19 protein-coding genes and 1 riboswitch are annotated in these 18,169 nt (G+C 54.2%); of the genes, 10 read left to right on the forward strand and 9 right to left on the reverse strand.

Annotated features, from left to right (window positions below; translation table 11 throughout):
- The first annotated feature begins 421 nt into the window (after positions 1–421).
- Positions 422–2,011 carry a bifunctional phosphoribosylaminoimidazolecarboxamide formyltransferase/IMP cyclohydrolase gene (gene purH / locus ACJHYD_RS23365; protein ID WP_001550410.1) on the forward strand — a complete coding sequence of 530 codons (1,590 nt, stop codon included), beginning with the start codon at positions 422–424 and terminating at the stop codon, positions 2,009–2,011.
- An 11-nt stretch (positions 2,012–2,022) separates the two neighbouring features.
- Entirely contained in the window at positions 2,023–3,312 is a 1,290-nt protein-coding gene (gene purD, locus ACJHYD_RS23370; protein ID WP_001550409.1) for a phosphoribosylamine--glycine ligase, read from the forward strand.
- On the opposite strand, the gene zraR is transcribed toward purD, so the two are convergent.
- Both zraR and zraS read right to left on the reverse strand, forming a co-directional pair.
- Positions 3,309–4,634, reverse strand: a complete 1,326-nt coding sequence (gene zraR, locus ACJHYD_RS23375; protein WP_001522131.1) for a sigma-54-dependent response regulator transcription factor ZraR — start codon at positions 4,632–4,634, stop codon at positions 3,309–3,311. The two genes, purD and zraR, sit on opposite strands and share 4 nt — an antisense overlap.
- A complete protein-coding gene (gene zraS / locus ACJHYD_RS23380; RefSeq protein WP_024166544.1) occupies positions 4,631–6,028 on the reverse strand; it encodes a two-component system sensor histidine kinase ZraS in 1,398 nt (465 codons plus the stop codon). The genes zraR and zraS overlap by 4 nt, the downstream gene beginning before the upstream one ends.
- A gap of 237 nt (positions 6,029–6,265) precedes the next feature.
- On the opposite strand from zraS, the gene zraP reads away from it, so the two are divergent.
- Positions 6,266–6,691 carry a zinc resistance sensor/chaperone ZraP gene (zraP, locus tag ACJHYD_RS23385; RefSeq protein ID WP_000828222.1) on the forward strand — a complete coding sequence of 142 codons (426 nt, stop codon included), beginning with the start codon at positions 6,266–6,268 and terminating at the stop codon, positions 6,689–6,691.
- A 1-nt stretch (position 6,692) separates the two neighbouring features.
- Here zraP and ACJHYD_RS23390 read toward each other — a convergent pair whose 3' ends face one another.
- From ACJHYD_RS23390 to nudC, 6 genes are all read right to left on the reverse strand, one after another.
- Positions 6,693–7,388 (reverse strand): DUF1481 domain-containing protein, encoded by a 696-nt coding sequence (locus tag ACJHYD_RS23390; RefSeq protein ID WP_001300651.1) that lies wholly within the window; start codon positions 7,386–7,388, stop codon positions 6,693–6,695.
- A 12-nt stretch (positions 7,389–7,400) separates the two neighbouring features.
- Positions 7,401–7,673 carry a nucleoid-associated protein HU-alpha gene (gene hupA / locus ACJHYD_RS23395; protein WP_001044513.1) on the reverse strand — a complete coding sequence of 91 codons (273 nt, stop codon included), beginning with the start codon at positions 7,671–7,673 and terminating at the stop codon, positions 7,401–7,403.
- 186 nt (positions 7,674–7,859) lie between these two features.
- Positions 7,860–8,450 carry a YjaG family protein gene (locus tag ACJHYD_RS23400; RefSeq protein ID WP_000941119.1) on the reverse strand — a complete coding sequence of 197 codons (591 nt, stop codon included), beginning with the start codon at positions 8,448–8,450 and terminating at the stop codon, positions 7,860–7,862.
- 42 nt (positions 8,451–8,492) lie between these two features.
- Positions 8,493–9,164, reverse strand: coding sequence for a deoxyribonuclease V (gene nfi / locus ACJHYD_RS23405; protein WP_000362388.1), 672 nt, complete (start codon positions 9,162–9,164; stop codon positions 8,493–8,495).
- Positions 9,165–9,173: 9 nt separating this feature from the next.
- Positions 9,174–10,238 carry a uroporphyrinogen decarboxylase gene (hemE, locus tag ACJHYD_RS23410; RefSeq protein WP_000137657.1) on the reverse strand — a complete coding sequence of 355 codons (1,065 nt, stop codon included), beginning with the start codon at positions 10,236–10,238 and terminating at the stop codon, positions 9,174–9,176.
- Between the two features lie 39 nt (positions 10,239–10,277).
- Positions 10,278–11,051, reverse strand: coding sequence for an NAD(+) diphosphatase (gene nudC / locus ACJHYD_RS23415; protein WP_000373941.1), 774 nt, complete (start codon positions 11,049–11,051; stop codon positions 10,278–10,280).
- 94 nt (positions 11,052–11,145) lie between these two features.
- On the opposite strand from nudC, the gene ACJHYD_RS23420 reads away from it, so the two are divergent.
- From ACJHYD_RS23420 to thiH, 7 genes are all read left to right on the forward strand, one after another.
- The gene (locus ACJHYD_RS23420) at positions 11,146–11,622 is read left to right on the forward strand and encodes an Rsd/AlgQ family anti-sigma factor (protein WP_001550407.1); all 477 of its coding nucleotides are present in this window, start codon (positions 11,146–11,148) and stop codon (positions 11,620–11,622) included.
- A 52-nt stretch (positions 11,623–11,674) separates the two neighbouring features.
- A riboswitch (TPP riboswitch) is annotated at positions 11,675–11,775 on the forward strand.
- An 80-nt stretch (positions 11,776–11,855) separates the two neighbouring features.
- Positions 11,856–13,751: a phosphomethylpyrimidine synthase ThiC gene (gene thiC / locus ACJHYD_RS23425; RefSeq protein WP_001550405.1), complete on the forward strand. Its 1,896-nt coding sequence runs from the start codon at positions 11,856–11,858 to the stop codon at positions 13,749–13,751.
- The gene (gene thiE, locus ACJHYD_RS23430) at positions 13,751–14,386 is read left to right on the forward strand and encodes a thiamine phosphate synthase (protein ID WP_000284589.1); all 636 of its coding nucleotides are present in this window, start codon (positions 13,751–13,753) and stop codon (positions 14,384–14,386) included. The genes thiC and thiE overlap by 1 nt, the downstream gene beginning before the upstream one ends.
- A complete protein-coding gene (gene thiF, locus ACJHYD_RS23435) occupies positions 14,379–15,134 on the forward strand; it encodes a thiazole biosynthesis adenylyltransferase ThiF (protein WP_001550404.1) in 756 nt (251 codons plus the stop codon). Before thiE ends, thiF begins: the two co-directional genes overlap by 8 nt.
- Positions 15,118–15,318, forward strand: a complete 201-nt coding sequence (gene thiS, locus ACJHYD_RS23440) for a sulfur carrier protein ThiS (RefSeq protein ID WP_001166230.1) — start codon at positions 15,118–15,120, stop codon at positions 15,316–15,318. The genes thiF and thiS overlap by 17 nt, the downstream gene beginning before the upstream one ends.
- Position 15,319: 1 nt before the next feature.
- The gene (gene thiG / locus ACJHYD_RS23445; protein WP_000944114.1) at positions 15,320–16,090 is read left to right on the forward strand and encodes a thiazole synthase; all 771 of its coding nucleotides are present in this window, start codon (positions 15,320–15,322) and stop codon (positions 16,088–16,090) included.
- Positions 16,087–17,220 (forward strand): 2-iminoacetate synthase ThiH, encoded by a 1,134-nt coding sequence (gene thiH, locus ACJHYD_RS23450; protein WP_000847474.1) that lies wholly within the window; start codon positions 16,087–16,089, stop codon positions 17,218–17,220. The genes thiG and thiH overlap by 4 nt, the downstream gene beginning before the upstream one ends.
- A gap of 409 nt (positions 17,221–17,629) precedes the next feature.
- Here the strand turns inward: thiH and ACJHYD_RS23455 are convergent, their stop codons facing one another.
- Positions 17,630–18,169: a heat-shock protein C gene (locus tag ACJHYD_RS23455; protein WP_001306870.1), complete on the reverse strand. Its 540-nt coding sequence runs from the start codon at positions 18,167–18,169 to the stop codon at positions 17,630–17,632.

Genomic DNA, 18,169 nt, shown 5'->3' on the forward strand with positions numbered 1-18,169 from the left:
TCCTCTTTCAGAGTCAACCCTGAATTTCAGGATTTTTCTCTTCAACCGAACCGGCTGTTTGTGTGAAGTGATTCACATCCGCCGTGTCGATGGAGGCGCATTATAGGGAGTTCTCCGCAGGCCGCAATAGAAAAATTGCAGAAAAATGACTGACTGCTGCATTCCCCAGCAAAACCCCGCTTTATACCTTTTTACGCACAGAGTTATCCACAATCATCAATGTAATTTCTGTATTTTTCCCACGGTAAACACTGTCAAAATTGAGATCACCATTGAAAGAGAAAAATTCGCGAGCGTTGCGCAAACGTTTTCGTTACAATGCGGGCGAAAAATAAGGATGCCCCGTTAGGGGCGTTAGCTGAGTTTTTCGCGAAAAATTCAGCTAACGCTCTCTGTAATAGTCAAATCCAGGGGATTTACCATGCAACAACGTCGTCCAGTCCGCCGCGCTCTGCTCAGTGTTTCTGACAAAGCCGGTATCGTCGAATTCGCCCAGGCACTTTCCGCACGCGGTGTGGAGCTGCTGTCTACAGGGGGCACTGCCCGTCTGTTAGCAGAAAAAGGTCTGCCGGTAACCGAAGTTTCCGATTACACCGGTTTCCCGGAGATGATGGATGGACGCGTGAAGACCCTGCATCCGAAAGTACATGGTGGCATTCTGGGTCGTCGCGGCCAGGACGATGCCATTATGGAAGAACATCAGATCCAGCCTATCGATATGGTGGTTGTTAACCTGTATCCGTTCGCCCAGACCGTTGCCCGTGAAGGCTGCTCACTGGAAGATGCGGTTGAGAACATCGATATCGGCGGCCCAACGATGGTGCGCTCCGCCGCCAAGAACCATAAAGATGTCGCCATCGTGGTGAAGAGCAGCGACTACGACGCCATCATTAAAGAGATGGATGCCAACGAAGGATCGCTTCTGCTTGCAACCCGTTTCGATCTCGCTATCAAAGCCTTTGAACATACCGCCGCCTACGACAGTATGATTGCCAACTACTTCGGCAGCATGGTTCCGGCTTACCACGGTGAAAGCAAAGAAGCCGCCGGTCGCTTCCCACGCACGCTGAACCTGAACTTCATTAAGAAGCAGGATATGCGTTACGGCGAGAACAGCCACCAGCAGGCTGCCTTCTATATAGAAGAGAATGTGAAAGAAGCCTCCGTTGCTACCGCAACCCAGGTTCAGGGTAAAGCCCTCTCTTATAACAACATCGCCGATACCGATGCGGCGCTGGAGTGCGTGAAAGAGTTCGCCGAGCCGGCATGTGTGATTGTGAAGCACGCCAACCCTTGCGGCGTGGCTATCGGCAATTCCATTCTTGATGCTTACGATCGCGCGTACAAAACCGACCCGACCTCCGCATTCGGCGGCATTATCGCCTTTAACCGCGAGCTGGATGCGGAAACCGCACAGGCCATCATTTCTCGTCAGTTCGTCGAAGTGATTATTGCGCCGTCCGCCAGCGAAGAAGCCCTGAAAATCACCGCCGCCAAGCAGAACGTACGCGTTCTGACCTGCGGTCAGTGGGGCGAGCGTGTTCCGGGCCTTGATTTCAAACGCGTGAACGGCGGTCTGCTGGTTCAGGATCGAGACCTGGGGATGGTCGGTGCAGAAGAACTGCGCGTCGTCACCAAACGTCAGCCGACCGAACAGGAACTGCGTGATGCGCTGTTCTGCTGGAAAGTGGCGAAGTTCGTGAAATCCAATGCTATCGTCTATGCCAAAAACAATATGACCATCGGGATTGGCGCGGGCCAGATGAGCCGCGTGTACTCCGCAAAAATCGCCGGTATTAAAGCTGCCGATGAAGGTCTGGAAGTGAAAGGTTCCTCGATGGCTTCTGACGCGTTCTTCCCGTTCCGCGACGGTATTGATGCCGCCGCCGCTGCGGGCGTGACCTGCGTAATCCAGCCTGGCGGTTCTATCCGTGATGACGAAGTGATTGCCGCCGCCGACGAGCACGGTATTGCAATGCTCTTCACCGACATGCGCCACTTCCGCCATTAATGGAGCAATAGATGAAAGTATTAGTGATTGGTAACGGCGGGCGCGAGCACGCGCTGGCTTGGAAAGCGGCCCAGTCGCCGCTGGTTGAAACTGTTTTTGTTGCTCCGGGTAACGCAGGCACTGCGCTGGAGCCTGCACTGCAAAACGTCGCTATCGGCGTAACCGATATCCCGGCGCTGCTGGATTTCGCGCAAAACGAAAAGATCGATCTAACCATCGTCGGCCCGGAAGCGCCGCTGGTGAAAGGCGTGGTGGATACCTTCCGCGCCGCCGGGCTGAAAATCTTCGGCCCAACCGCAGGTGCCGCGCAGCTGGAAGGCTCGAAAGCGTTTACCAAGGATTTCCTGGCCCGCCATCAGATCCCTACGGCGGAATACCAGAACTTCACCGAGGTAGAACCTGCGCTGGCGTATCTGCGTGAGAAGGGCGCGCCGATCGTCATTAAAGCTGACGGTCTGGCAGCGGGTAAAGGCGTTATCGTCGCGATGACGCTGGAAGAAGCCGAAGCGGCTGTTCACGATATGCTGGCGGGCAACGCTTTTGGCGACGCGGGTCATCGCATTGTTATCGAAGAGTTCCTCGACGGCGAAGAAGCGAGCTTTATCGTGATGGTGGACGGCGAGCATGTGCTGCCGATGGCCACCAGCCAGGATCACAAACGCGTAGGTAATAAAGATACCGGGCCAAACACCGGCGGGATGGGCGCTTACTCCCCTGCGCCAGTAGTGACCGATGAGGTTCATCAGCGCACGATGGAACGAATCATCTGGCCAACCGTGAAAGGCATGGCGGCAGAAGGCAACACCTACACCGGTTTTCTCTACGCGGGCCTGATGATCGACAAACAGGGCAATCCGAAGGTTATTGAATTTAACTGCCGCTTTGGCGATCCAGAAACCCAGCCGATTATGCTGCGCATGAAGTCCGATCTGGTTGAGCTTTGCCTGGCGGCCTGTGAAGGCAAGCTGGACGAGAAAACGTCCGAGTGGGATGAACGCGCTTCTCTCGGCGTGGTGATGGCTGCGGGTGGATATCCGGGCGATTACCGCACCGGCGATGTGATCCACGGCCTGCCGCTGGAAGAAGTGTCTGACGGCAAAGTGTTCCACGCGGGCACGAAACTGGCGGATGACGAGCAGGTAGTGACCAGCGGCGGGCGCGTACTGTGCGTCACCGCGCTGGGTCATACCGTGGCAGAAGCGCAGAAACGCGCTTATGCCTTAATGACCGATATCCATTGGGACGACTGCTTCTGCCGGAAAGATATCGGCTGGCGCGCTATCGAACGCGAGCAGAACTAACGCGACAGTTTTGCCAATAGCGTTTTACGCGTGATCCCTAACTGACGGGCGGCTTCGGTTTTGTTGCCGCCCGTTTTCTCCAGTGCCGCCAGAATCACCTCTTTTTCGACTTCCACCAGCGGCTGAATATCCTGACTTTGCGCCAGCGGGATCGGCGTACTCGCAATCGCCAGCGGCAGCTCGCGTTCGGAAATATATTCCCCGGTCAGTAGCACCACAGCCCGTTCCACCGCGTTTTCCAGCTCGCGAATATTTCCCGGCCAGTCGTAGTGAATCAGCAGATCCATCGCCTGGGGCGTAAAACCTTTTACCGCCTTGCGATTACGCTCGGCAAAGCGCTGCAGAAAATGGCCAGCCAGCAGAGGGATATCTTCCCGCCGCTGACGCAGCGACGGAACTTCAATCGCCACCACGTTCAGGCGATAGTAGAGATCCTGGCGAAAACGTCCGGCATTCACCTCTGCGGCAAGATCGCGATGAGTCGCCGCAATCAGCCGGACATCAACCGAGATGGTCTGGTTGCTGCCGACACGCTGAACTTCGCGCTCCTGAATCGCACGCAGCAGACGAACCTGCATCATCGGCGAGATATCGCCAATTTCATCGAGAAACAGCGTGCCGCCGTCCGCCTCAACAAAGCGCCCTTCCCGCCGTTTGTCGGCTCCGGTAAACGCCCCTTTTTCGTGACCGAACAATTCAGATTCCAGCAAGGATTCGTTGAGTGCCGCACAGTTGAGCGTTACCAGTGGTTTTTCACTCCGTGCGCTACTGGCGTGAATCGCCCTGGCGACCAGCTCTTTACCGGTGCCGGAATCGCCGTGGATCAGCACCGTGGCTTCCGATGGCGCGACGAGGGCGATTTCACTGAGCAGGTGTTGCATCGCCGGACTTTTACCGACCATCCCGAACTGGCTGGCAGACACCGCAGGCGTTTCAGCGTCAATACTGTGCATATGTGCGAGCGCCTTTTCCAGCGTCGCCTGCAGGTTATCGAAATCCAGCGGCTTGATGAGATAATCCAGCGCCCCGGTTTTCAGCGCCTCTACTGCCGTCTCAACGCTGGAGTACGCAGTCATAATCAGTACCGGAATTGCCGGGTTTAACGCTTTGATTTCTTTTAGTGTGGCGATGCCGTCCATCTCTGCCATTCGCACATCGCAAAGCACAAGATCAAAAACCTGTTCCCGCACCTGCGCCAGCGCCTGTTGCCCACTATTCGCCAGCGCGACGTTATAGCCCCAGCCGCGCAGCAATGCCTGCAAAATAGTGCAGTGGCTAATGTCATCATCTACCACCAGAATATCGATATTATCGTGCGTCATCCTTGTGGGTCCTTACGCGTAATATTGACCGGAAGCCAGAGGGTGAACGTTGCGCCTTCTCCCTCCTGGCTTGCGACCTGAATTGTACCACCGTGTTGTTCAACAATATTATGCACGACCGCTAGCCCCAACCCGGTGCCGTCGGCTTTGGTGGTGAAGTACGGGGTGAAGATAGCTTCAAGCTGATCCGCCGCAATTCCCTTACCGCTATCAGTAACGCTAATTTTCACGCCTGCGCCGCTTTCGCTGGCCGTCACGCTAATCACGCCATGCTGACCAATCGCCTGAATAGCATTGAGATAGAGATTCAACAGGACCTGAGTCAGCCTGTCCGGATCGGCCTGAATTTCCGGCAACATGTCGTTGGCGGTAAAGCGTAACTGGATCTCCCGGCTGTTTGCATCCTGGCTTACCAGCTGTAATGAGTGGTTAATCAGAGTGTTGAGATCCACCGCCTGCAAAGCCAGATGCGTTGGCTTAACCAGTTCCAGCAACTCACTTACCACGCGGTTTAAACGGTCAGCCTCTTTCGCCATCACTTGCGCCAGTTGATGCGCTTCTCCCCCTGCAGGCGCGCGTTCGGCAAAGTATTTCGCCAGCCCTTTAATCGAGGAAAGTGGGTTACGGATTTCGTGGGCAACGCCTGCCGCCAGATGCCCCAGTGCCACCAGCTTCTCTTTGCGCTTCATTTCATCTTGTAGAAGCTGGCGCGAGCGCAGATACCGGCGATACCAGAAGAATGACAACACGCTTGCCAGCAAGACCGTCGCCAGGGCGAAGAGGATAATCAGGGTATTGCGCTTTTCCCCACTCTGGGTTGCAACCAGATCGCTGGCGTCAACGGCGATGAAAATAGCCTGTTGTGCTTCTGCCTGTGGCACAGCTTTGCCGTTACAGCGCGGCATATTGTGCATACCATGCCGCCAAGGCAATGACATTGGCTGGAACAAACGATAGACCTCAAGCGCAGGCGTTTTTTCTGCATCCTCAAGCAGTCTCCAGCGGGAGTTTTCCTCTGGCTTTAACTGCTGCATTTCATCAGGAGAATAGAGTGCACGCCCGACCATTTCGGGGTTACTGTGAAGAATGATGATGCCCTGCGCATCGGTGACCGCAAACCACAACACCCCAGGCTGGCCTGCCATCTCTTCCAGAAGCGCCTGTTGCTGCACATGGTGCATTCGCATCCCCATCCCTACGCGGCTTCCTGACTCCAGAGCGCGAATGAGCACATTACCTTTTTCCAGTAATGCCTGACGGTCAGCCTCACTTGCCCGCCCATAATCACGAATCACCGTTACCGCAAACAATCCCACCAGCCCAACAATGACCACGGGGAGGATCGCGCTTAACCATTTGGCTAAGGTGTCTTTTGAACGTTGCATAAAACGTATCTTCTTCTTTGCCTGTTCATCCCTTTTTGACAGCAGAAATCATGCCATCTTTTAGCAGCGCTTACCCTGCGCTGTAACACAAAGACTTAAGTTTCAATGAGTAAAAATGACTCGCTACCCACAACAGGCGAGTCATTTTTACTCGTTTATCATGCCAGATTACCCGTCATATCAGCGTTTCGTTGTTGGCACGAAAGATGCAATACCCAAAGTAAGACAACCACTGGAGGATTAACCATGAAACGGAACACGAAAATTGCCCTGGTGATGATGGCGCTTTCAGCAATGGCGATGGGATCGACATCTGCATTTGCTCACGGCGGACACGGTATGTGGCAGCAAAATGCCGCGCCTTTGACCAGCGAACAACAGACAGCGTGGCAGAAAATCCATAATGACTTTTACGCTCAAAGCAGCGCACTGCAACAGCAACTGGTGACGAAGCGTTATGAATACAATGCCCTGTTAGCCGCGAACCCACCGGATAGCAGCAAAATTAACGCGGTCGCCAAAGAGATGGAGAATTTGCGTCAGTCGTTAGATGAGTTACGGGTGAAACGGGATATTGCGATGGCTGAAGCGGGTATTCCGCGCGGAGCCGGAATGGGCATGGGCTACGGCGGCTGCGGTGGTGGCGGTCATATGGGTATGGGCCACTGGTAAATCAGAACGTTTTCTCGTTGGGTTGCCAGCGACAGAAATCAGAGTTTGCCACTAACAGTAATTGCGAACCTTCGGGCGCTTCCAGCCATGCCACGCTGACATCAACAGAAGAGCGGCTCTGGCGGCGCTCGATATGCGCTATCGCCTGCGAATCTAAATCAGGTTTAATGGTTTGTCCTTCGCAGGTGGTCACGGTCTGTTCCATCGCATGCCAGCGCCCCTGGCGCAGCACGACTCTCCCCTGACGTAAAGCATCGCTAATCTGGCGGATCTGATCAGCACGATAACGGTATAAATCGATTTGGTCGTTAGAAAGCTGCTGCTTTTCCCCATCGGATTCACGTTGCATAAAGCTCAGATCGCCGCGATCGTCAAAACGCGCGCGAATGTTCACCGGCGGTTTGCTGTAAACATTGATATTGATGAGCGTAAGGTTATCGCCCTGCCAGCGATACTCTCGCGTGGTGGTATCGCCACTGCGCCACGGGCTAAACACGGCAAGCAGATGCACATTATCGCCGCTGTCTTTTCGCCAGATGCGTACCGCGCCCTGGTCTTCAGCAAATCCACTGGCGGTAAAGGGAGGAAGTGAAGAGTTGTGACTACAGGCAGTGAGAAACAGAGCGCCTGCCAGCATCAATGATCGACGCCAGAAAGACAAAAGGGGTGAAACCACCCCTTCGTTAAAACTGTTCACTGCCACGCAATCTTACTTAACTGCGTCTTTCAGTGCCTTGCCAGAAACAAATGCCGGTACGTTAGCTGCGGCAATTTTGATTTCTTTACCGGTCTGCGGGTTGCGGCCAGTACGCTCAGCGCGGTGGTTCACTTTGAAGGTACCGAAACCAACCAGTTGTACAGCATCGCCTTCTTTCAGAGACTCAGTAATTGCAGCCAGAGTGGACTCCAGAGCAGCTTTAGCCTGGGTTTTGGACAGTTCTGCTTTCTCTGCAATTACATCAATCAGTTGAGTCTTGTTCATAAGTTATCCTTACAATGTGTTTATCGCTTGCTAAGCATCGAGTGCGACGGAAATGCCAGAATAGCACTCTCCTGCATACACGCACCGATAGCCACTTTTTTTCGCCCCCCAAATGTAGACCAGACGGGGGGCGAAAGGGAAGACTCCAGGTACGACAAATCAGGCGTTAAATCACGTTTTCTGGTCTTATTGCTGAAAAATTATACCAATATTGCTCTCGCCCGCCTCACGCAGGTCTGCCCTAAGGCCTTTTATCAGCTCGATATCGCGTTCTTCGCACTCAGCTAAAAGTCGGAATATTTCCCACTGAATGTCCCATTCTTGCTCTACAGCTGGGTTTTCTTTGAGCTCTTCATCGCTCATTTCGCGACCAGCCTGAGTCATTTCCAGCATCGCAACGGTCGTGATGGAGGTCTTACTCACTTCCACTGCGTGTTCGAGCGTTTCACCACTCAAACGCGAATGGACCAGTTCACTTAACGCCACGCAGGCATCGATTGCCGGATAAACGCCGTACAGATCGAAATCGTCGGCTGAAGGAATCGCTTCTTCAAATTTCTCCAGTTGGCTGTCGAAATTTACTTTTGCGTCTTTGACGGTCAGCGTTTCCCAGATGAGATCGAGAATGCGGCGGTAAATCTGCCCATCACCAAAACCAGTTTGCTGACAGAATACGGCGTAATTAGGGTACATGCGTTCGCATAAGCAGGCCATAAAAGTGACGTGCTGCCAGCTTTCCAGGCGCTCCAGACGCAGATGAATTGGGTTTTGTAACATGTTGAGTTCTCAAATACGGAAATTATCCGCAGTTTACCTGAATTAGGGCTGATTTGCTGTATAGCGCACGAACGCCGGACGTTCCGAGGCCACCGCGTCCGCCCAGCGCGTTGGCTCCGGCAGACGATAGCCTTTCATGCAGCGTTGTACCCACGCCAGCGCGCTGTCTACGCTGACCCGATGGCCGGTAGCGATAAACAACGGGTTACAGCGCGCTTTGCTGCGCCAGACCCAGGCCAGCTGCTCGCCTTTATCCATCAGCGGGGCCAGCGCGCCCGGTTCGCTGGAGAGCGGTTCGAATTTACCGCAGAGCCGTTTTTTCGCCACGCCAATGGTCGGCACATCCACCAGCAAACCAAAGTGGCTGGCGACGCCAAGACGGCGAGGATGCGAGATCCCGTGACCATCGACAAACACTAAATCCGGCTTTTGCGACAGCATCTCCCACGCTGCCAGCAGCGCAGGATATTCGCGGAAGGAAAGAAAACCTGGAATGTAAGGCATGGTGGTGGCGATGCGGGCCACTTTATACTCCACCAGCTCAAGCGAGGGGTATTTCAGCAGCACCATCGCCGCTCGCGTCACTTCTCCGCCCTGCTCAAATCCGACATCGGCTCCGGCGATCAGATCCGGCGGATCTTTATCGAGTCGATCCTCGCGGATCACAGAAGAAGCCAGTTCAATTTGTTGAGCGCGTAATGACGCGAGATCCATAATCGCTCCTTAGCGGTGATACTGTTCAGACAAGCGATGCACTGCCTCCACAAACACGCCAGCATGTTCTGGCGGCACATCCTGATGAATGCCGTGACCAAGGTTAAAGACATGACCTTCGCCGTGACCGAAACCTGCAAGTATAGTCGCTACTTCTTCTTCAATGCGGGCTGGCGGCGCGTACAGCATCGACGGATCCATATTACCCTGCAACGCGACTTTATTGCCCACGCGGCGGCGCGCATCGGCGATGTCCGTTGTCCAGTCGAGGCCCAGCGCATCGCAACCGGTTTCTGCCATGGCTTCCAGCCACTGTCCGCCGCCTTTGGTAAACAGCGTGACCGGTACGCGGCGACCGTCGTTTTCACGCAGTAAACCATCAACAATTTTATGCATGTAATAAAGCGAGAACTGTTGATAATCGCGCCCGGTAAGCACGCCGCCCCAGGTGTCGAAAATCATCACTGCCTGAGCACCGGCTTTAATCTGCGCATTCAGATACAAAGTGACGCTTTTCGCCAGTTTATCGAGTAGCGCGTGCAGCGCCTGCGGATCGGCATACATCATTTTTTTGATCACGGTGAAGGCTTTGCTGCTGCCGCCTTCCACCATATAGGTCGCCAGCGTCCACGGGCTGCCGGAAAAACCAATCAGCGGCACTTCGCCTTTCAGTTCGCGACGAATGGTACGCACCGCGTTCATCACGTAACCCAGCTCATCTTCCGGGTCCGGAATTGGCAGTTTATCGACGTCGGCTTTGCAGGTGACTGGCGAGGTAAAACGCGGACCTTCTCCGGCTTCAAAATAGAGCCCTAACCCCATCGCGTCCGGCACGGTGAGGATATCGGAAAAGAGGATCGCCGCATCCAGCGGGTAGCGACGCAGCGGTTGCAAAGTCACTTCGCACGCCAGCTCGGCGTTTTTGCACAGTGACATAAAATCGCCCGCCTGGGCGCGCGTGGCTTTATATTCCGGTAGATAGCGACCCGCCTGGCGCATCATCCATACTGGAGTGACATCAACGGGCTGGCGCAGCAGCGCCCGCAGATAACGATCGTTTTTAAGTTCGGTCATTTTGGCTGTTCCTTAGTGCGTCAGGCGGTCAGTGTATCATCACTCATACTCTGCCCGACACATCGCCACCGTATCTTCTATCAGACGGCGCGCTACGGTGCCGGGCGGCGGGAGTAACGGCAAATCGTCATAGCGATACCAGTTCGCCTCGAGCAATTCTTTCGGGTCGATAACGATCTCGCCGCTGTCGTATTCCGCCATAAACGCGGTCATTAAAGACTGAGGAAACGGCCACGGCTGGGAAGTCACATAACGCAAGTTTTTAACTTTAATTCCGCTCTCTTCCATCACTTCCCGCGCGACCGCCTGCTCGAGGGTTTCGCCCACTTCGACGAATCCGGCAAGTACCGTATGGACACCGTTACGATGGCGGGTATGCTGGGCAAGGAGGATCGAATCATCGCGACGGATGGCAACAATAATGCAGGGGGCGATTTGCGGATAGTAACGCTCACGGCAATGGCTGCACAGCATCGCCCATTCGGTTTTGCTCGGATACATTTCATGCCCGCAGTAACCACAGTATTTATGCGATCGGTAAAACTCCGCCAGTTGTACGCCTCGTCCGGCCAGTTGAAACAGCCCAACATCGAGATCAATGACCTGACGTACCGACCCCATATCGTGACGCCGCTGCTGTTGTACTAACCAAACAGGTTCCCCCTGCCATTCGCCGATTTGTAGTGCGCGCTGACCCACAAGATCGAAATTTGCCGCTTCGCCATATGGCAATTCTCCCTTCGGCAACCATAATTTTTGTTCATGGCTGACGACCCACCAGCCGTGATCTAATTTTTCAATTATACGATCCATAGCTCTTGCACTACCTTTGCATCACTGGCATGTTTAACATGGTTTTTACATTTCTCACTGAGCAGTTTTTGAATACAAACTTGCGGAGTCAATCATGCTTAACCAGCTCGATAACCTGACGGAACGCGTCAGAGGAAGTAACAAACTGGTTGATCGCTGGCTACATGTACGTAAGCATCTGCTCGTGGCTTACTACAATCTGGTTGGCATTAAGCCTGGCAAAGAATCGTACATGAGGCTAAACGAAAAAGCCCTTGATGATTTTTGTCAGAGCCTGGTCGATTACTTGTCTGCCGGACATTTCAGTATTTATGAGCGCATTCTTCATAAGCTGGAAGGCAACGGGCAACTCGTGCGCGCCGCGAAGATTTGGCCGCAACTCGAAGCCAATACCCAACAGATTATGGATTACTACGATTCCAGCCTGGAAACCGCCATCGATCATGATAATTACCTTGAGTTTCAACAGGTTTTATCTGACATCGGCGAGGCGCTGGAAGCGCGCTTTGTGCTGGAAGATAAGCTGATTCTGCTGGTGCTTGACGCCGCCCGCGTCAAACATCCTGCTTGAGTTCTGCGCTGTTAACGCGTAATTTACATTCAACGCCCCGTTTGTGGGGGCTAATTTCTTGTCGGAGTGCCTTAACTGGCTGAGACCGTTTATTCGGGATCCGCGGAACCTGATCAGGCTAATACCTGCGAAGGGAACAAGAGTTAATCTGCTATCGCATCGCCTTTGCGGCGATCGTCTCTTGCTTCATCCGTCGTCTGACAAGCCACGTCCTTAACTTTTTGGAATGAGCTATGTCTGCAACAAAACTGACCCGCCGCGAACAACGCGCCCAGGCCCAACATTTTATCGACACCCTGGAAGGCACCGCCTTTCCCAACTCAAAACGCATTTATATCACTGGCACACAACCCGGCGTGCGCGTGCCGATGCGTGAGATCCAGCTTAGCCCGACGCTAATTGGCGGTAGCAAAGAACAGCCGCAGTTTGAAGAAAACGAAGCGATTCCGGTCTACGACACCTCCGGCCCGTATGGTGATCCGCAGATCGCCATTAACGTGCAGCAAGGACTGGCAAAACTACGCCAGCCGTGGATCGATGCGCGCGGCGATACCGAAGAACTTACCGTGCGCAGTTCCGATTACACTAAAGCGCGACTGGCAGATGATGGCCTCGACGAGCTACGTTTTAGCGGCTTATTAGCGCCAAAACGCGCCAAAGCAGGACGCCGCGTCACCCAACTGCACTACGCCCGCCAGGGCATCATCACACCGGAAATGGAATTCATCGCCATCCGCGAGAATATGGGCCGCGAGCGCATACGTAGCGAAGTTTTACGCCACCAGCATCCGGGAATGAGCTTTGGCGCACGTCTGCCGGAAAATATCACTGCGGAATTTGTCCGTGATGAAGTTGCTGCCGGACGCGCGATTATCCCGGCCAACATTAATCATCCGGAATCGGAGCCGATGATTATTGGTCGCAATTTCCTGGTAAAAGTTAACGCCAATATCGGCAACTCGGCGGTCACCTCTTCCATCGAAGAAGAAGTGGAAAAGCTGGTATGGTCCACGCGCTGGGGAGCGGATACGGTGATGGATCTCTCCACCGGTCGCTATATTCACGAAACCCGCGAGTGGATTTTGCGTAACAGCCCGGTGCCGATCGGTACAGTGCCGATCTACCAGGCGCTGGAGAAGGTTAACGGGATCGCCGAAGATCTTACCTGGGAAGCGTTCCGCGACACGCTGCTGGAACAGGCCGAGCAAGGTGTGGATTACTTCACTATCCATGCGGGCGTACTGCTGCGCTATGTGCCGATGACCGCGAAACGCCTGACTGGTATCGTCTCTCGCGGCGGTTCGATTATGGCGAAATGGTGCCTCTCCCATCATCAGGAAAATTTCCTCTATCAACACTTCCGCGAAATTTGTGAAATCTGTGCCGCTTATGACGTTTCGCTGTCGCTGGGCGACGGTCTGCGCCCCGGTTCTGTTCAGGACGCCAACGATGAAGCGCAATTTGCCGAGCTGCATACGCTGGGTGAACTGACCAAAATCGCCTGGGAATATGACGTACAGGTGATGATTGAAGGCCCAGGCCACGTGCCGATGCAGATGATCCGCCGCAATATGACCGAGGAGTTAGAGCACTGCCACGAAGCGCCGTTTTACACTCTGGGGCCGCTAACTACCGATATCGCGCCGGGTTATGACCACTTCACGTCGGGGATTGGTGCGGCGATGATTGGCTGGTTTGGCTGCGCGATGCTCTGTTACGTAACGCCAAAAGAGCATCTGGGTCTGCCTAATAAAGAAGATGTTAAGCAGGGGCTTATCACCTATAAGATTGCCGCGCACGCCGCTGACCTGGCGAAAGGGCATCCGGGCGCGCAAATTCGCGATAACGCCATGTCGAAAGCCCGCTTCGAATTTCGCTGGGAAGACCAGTTTAATCTGGCCCTCGACCCGTTTACTGCCCGCGCTTATCACGATGAAACCCTGCCGCAAGAGTCCGGTAAAGTCGCCCATTTTTGCTCCATGTGTGGGCCGAAATTCTGCTCGATGAAAATCAGCCAGGAAGTGCGTGATTACGCCGCCGCGCAAACCATTGAAGTGGGAATGGCGGATATGTCGGAGAACTTCCGCGCCAGAGGCGGAGAAATCTACCTGCGTAAGGAGGAAGCGTGATGTATCAGCCTGATTTTCCTCCTGTACCTTTTCGTTTAGGACTGTACCCGGTGGTGGACAGCGCACAGTGGATCGAACGTCTGTTGGATGCAGGCGTGCGTACTCTCCAGCTACGCATCAAAGATCGGCGCGATGAAGAGGTGGAAGCCGATGTCGTGGCGGCAATTACGCTGGGCCGCCGCTATAACGCGCGATTGTTTATCAACGATTACTGGCGGCTGGCGATCAAGCATCAGGCGTATGGCGTCCATCTGGGGCAGGAAGATTTGCAAGCCACCGATCTCAGCGCCATCCGCGCGGCAGGTCTGCGACTGGGCGTTTCGACCCATGACGATATGGAGATCGACGTCGCGCTGGCAGCACGCCCCTCTTATATCGCGCTGGGACATGTGTTCCCGACGCAAACCAAACAGATGCCTTCTGCACCGCAGGGGCTGGAACAGCTGGCACGGCATGTTGAGCGCCTGGCGGATTATCCCACCGTGGCGATTGGCGGTATCAGTCTGGCGCGCGCGCCTGCGGTAATGGCGACGGGTGTCGGCAGTATCGCCGTTGTCAGCGCCATTACTCAAGCCGCAGACTGGCGTTTGGCAACGGCACAGTTGCTGGAAATTGCAGGAGTTGGCGATGAATGACCGTGACTTTATGCGTTATAGCCGCCAAATCCTGCTCGACGATATCGCTCTTGACGGGCAGCAAAAACTGCTCGACAGCCAGGTGCTGATTATTGGTCTTGGCGGGCTGGGTACACCTGCTGCGCTATACCTGGCGGGCGCTGGCGTCGGGACGCTGGTACTGGCAGATGACGACGATGTGCATTTAAGCAATCTGCAACGACAAATCCTCTTTACCACTGAAGATATCGATCGCCCGAAATCGCAGGTCAGCCATCAGCGACTGACACAGTTGAATCCCGATATTCAACTGACAGCATTACAACAACGGTTAACGGGTGAGGCGTTAAAAGATGCGGTAGCACGGGCCGATGTGGTGCTCGACTGTACCGACAATATGGCGACTCGTCAGGAGATTAATACCGCCTGCGTGGCACTCAACACGCCGCTTATCACCGCCAGCGCGGCCGGATTTGGCGGTCAGTTGATGGTACTGACGCCGCCCTGGGAGCAGGGGTGTTACCGCTGCCTGTGGCCAGATACCCAGGATCCAGAACGCAACTGCCGCACGGCGGGCGTGGTTGGCCCGGTGGTCGGGGTTATGGGCACTTTGCAGGCACTGGAAGCCATTAAGTTGTTAAGCGGTATAGAGACGCCTGCGGGAGAACTCCGACTGTTCGACGGTAAGTCTAGCCAGTGGCGCAGCCTGGCGCTGCGCCGCGCTACAGGTTGCCCGGTATGCGGAGGAAGCAATGCAGATCCTGTTTAACGATCAACCGATGCAGTGCGCCGCCGGGCAAACGGTTCACGAACTACTGGAGCAACTCGACCAACGACAAGCGGGCGCGGCTCTGGCGATTAATCAGCAAATCGTCCCGCGTGAGCAGTGGGCGCAACATATCGTGCAGGATGGCGACCAGATCCTGCTTTTTCAGGTTATTGCAGGGGGTTGAGATGTTACGTATTGCGGACAAAACGTTTGATTCACATCTGTTTACCGGCACCGGGAAATTCGCCTCATCACAACTGATGGTGGAGTCTATTCGCGCTTCCGGCAGCCAACTGGTGACGCTGGCGATGAAACGTGTCGACTTGCGCCAGCACAACGACGCTATCCTCGAACCGCTTATCGCGGCGGGTGTGACCCTGCTACCGAATACATCCGGGGCGAAAACAGCGGAAGAAGCCATTTTCGCCGCCCATCTGGCACGTGAAGCATTAGGCACAAACTGGCTAAAATTAGAGATTCACCCTGACGCCCGCTGGCTGTTGCCCGATCCCATCGAAACCCTGAAAGCCGCCGAAACGCTGGTACAACAGGGATTTGTCGTGCTGCCTTACTGCGGGGCCGATCCGGTATTGTGTAAACGTCTGGAAGAAGTCGGCTGTGCAGCGGTGATGCCGCTCGGCGCGCCGATTGGCTCGAATCAGGGACTGGAAACCCGTGCCATGCTGGAGATTATTATCCAGCAAGCCACGGTTCCGGTGGTTGTCGACGCTGGCATCGGCGTTCCCAGCCATGCCGCGCAGGCGCTGGAAATGGGGGCCGACGCGGTGTTAGTGAATACGGCGATTGCCATCGCGGACGATCCCGTCAACATGGCGAAGGCATTTCGTCTGGCAGTAGAAGCAGGCCTGCTGGCACGTCAGTCCGGACCGGGCAGCCGCAGTCATTTTGCTCATGCCACCAGCCCGCTGACCGGATTTCTGGAGGCATCGGCATGAAAACCTTCAGCGATCGCTGGCGACAACTGGACTGGGACGACATCCGCCTGCGTATCAACAGCAAAACGGCTGCTGACGTAGAGCGGGCGCTAAATGCCTCGCAACTCACCCGCGACGATATGATGGCGCTGTTATCGCCAGCCGCCAGTGGCTATCTGGAACCACTGGCCCAACGGGCGCAGCGTCTGACCCGTCAACGATTTGGCAACACTGTTAGCTTCTACGTCCCGCTTTATCTTTCCAATCTTTGCGCTAACGACTGCACGTACTGCGGATTCTCTATGAGCAACCGCATCAAGCGCAAAACGCTGGATGAAGCGGATATTGCCAGGGAAAGCGCCGCTATACGGGAGATGGGCTTTGAACATCTGCTTTTAGTCACTGGTGAACATCAGGCGAAAGTGGGGATGGATTACTTTCGTCGTCATCTCCCTGCCCTGCGTGAACAGTTCTCTTCACTACAGATGGAAGTACAGCCGCTGGCGGAGACGGAATACGCCGAGTTAAAGCAACTTGGTCTGGATGGCGTGATGGTTTATCAGGAGACATATCACGAGGCGACTTATGCCCGCCACCATCTGAAAGGCAAAAAACAGGACTTCTTCTGGCGGCTGGAAACGCCGGATCGGCTGGGCCGTGCGGGGATTGATAAGATAGGCCTCGGCGCGCTAATTGGCCTTTCCGACAGCTGGCGCGTTGACTGCTATATGGTTGCAGAACATTTGCTATGGCTGCAACAGCATTACTGGCAAAGCCGCTACTCTGTCTCCTTCCCACGCCTGCGTCCATGTACTGGCGGCATTGAGCCTGCGTCGATTATGGATGAACGCCAGTTAGTGCAAACCATCTGCGCCTTCCGGCTGCTTGCACCGGAGATTGAACTGTCACTCTCCACGCGGGAATCACCGTGGTTTCGCGATCGCGTGATTCCGCTGGCAATTAATAACGTCAGCGCTTTCTCGAAAACGCAGCCAGGTGGCTATGCCGACAATCACCCCGAGCTGGAACAGTTCTCACCACACGACGATCGCAGACCGGAAGCGGTTGCTGCCGCGTTAACCGCTCAGGGTTTGCAGCCGGTATGGAAAGACTGGGACAGCTATCTGGGACGCGCCTCGCAAAGGCCATGAGACGGAATGTAAGAACGTAAATTTATTCCGAGCCGCTACGGAAGATGAAAAACGCAAGGTTGTTGAAAGCGTTGTGTTTTTTTATGGTAGTGCCGTCAGCAGGAATGTTGTCCAGGGCGAAAAGCTTCTTCCTCGTTTCGCCCTGCCTTTCTTAAAAATTCCGTAATGCAAAGTCTGAAGCCATCGCCTGTTGAGCAATGAAAGAGATCTGATTGTAAGAGAGTAAATACTCAACTATGATAGAGACGAAAATAAGAACACATGTTCTCATCTTCCAGGATGCAGCAGACTGAAGAAATTCAGACATCCCGCAACCTGCGATTATCGCAAGGTCAAGGCAAAGTCCGGTAATGGCGTTCTGAATACCAGAGATAATTCTCTGGCGAAACCCACCTTAAGGTGGGTTTTGTTATTTTGAGGGCTGAGGAAGCTGCTTATTTCTCAATAAGTTGTAGGCAATGGTGAAAAATTTCACTGATTTACCTTTCTGTTTTTCAGAAATGGGATAAGCGCTAGTTACATGCAAACGAAGTTTTTTCTTTTCCCTGAAAGCCCTGAACGCAACAAAGTAAAATGCCTTGTCTCCTCCGTTTAAATCCACTTCAATCACGGCATAGCTACCATACCCAGCATGAATAACGTTGCTTTCTGGCAGCGCCAAAATGGTTCTTTTTAAGTGTATGCGCGCTAAGTTATAACGGTGCTGGCAGAAGGGACGAGATTCTTTAGGCGCGTGGTACATTAACGATTGTTTTTCTTCGTTAGTCTGATGTTCATAATCTTTTGTGAAGCAGTGAAGAGAGTAGGTAACCCAGAAGCGATACTCTAAAGGCTCTTTGCCCTCATGATGCTGAACGTAGACAGCCTGATGAGCATCAAGAAATGATAAATCACGAATATCACCATCCGGATGTCCAAAAGGTCGCCACTTCTCCACTTCCTGTTTCAT

The sequence above is a fragment of the Escherichia sp. WS1368 genome (genome assembly GCF_046487485.1).
GTDB lineage: Bacteria > Pseudomonadota > Gammaproteobacteria > Enterobacterales > Enterobacteriaceae > Escherichia > Escherichia coli.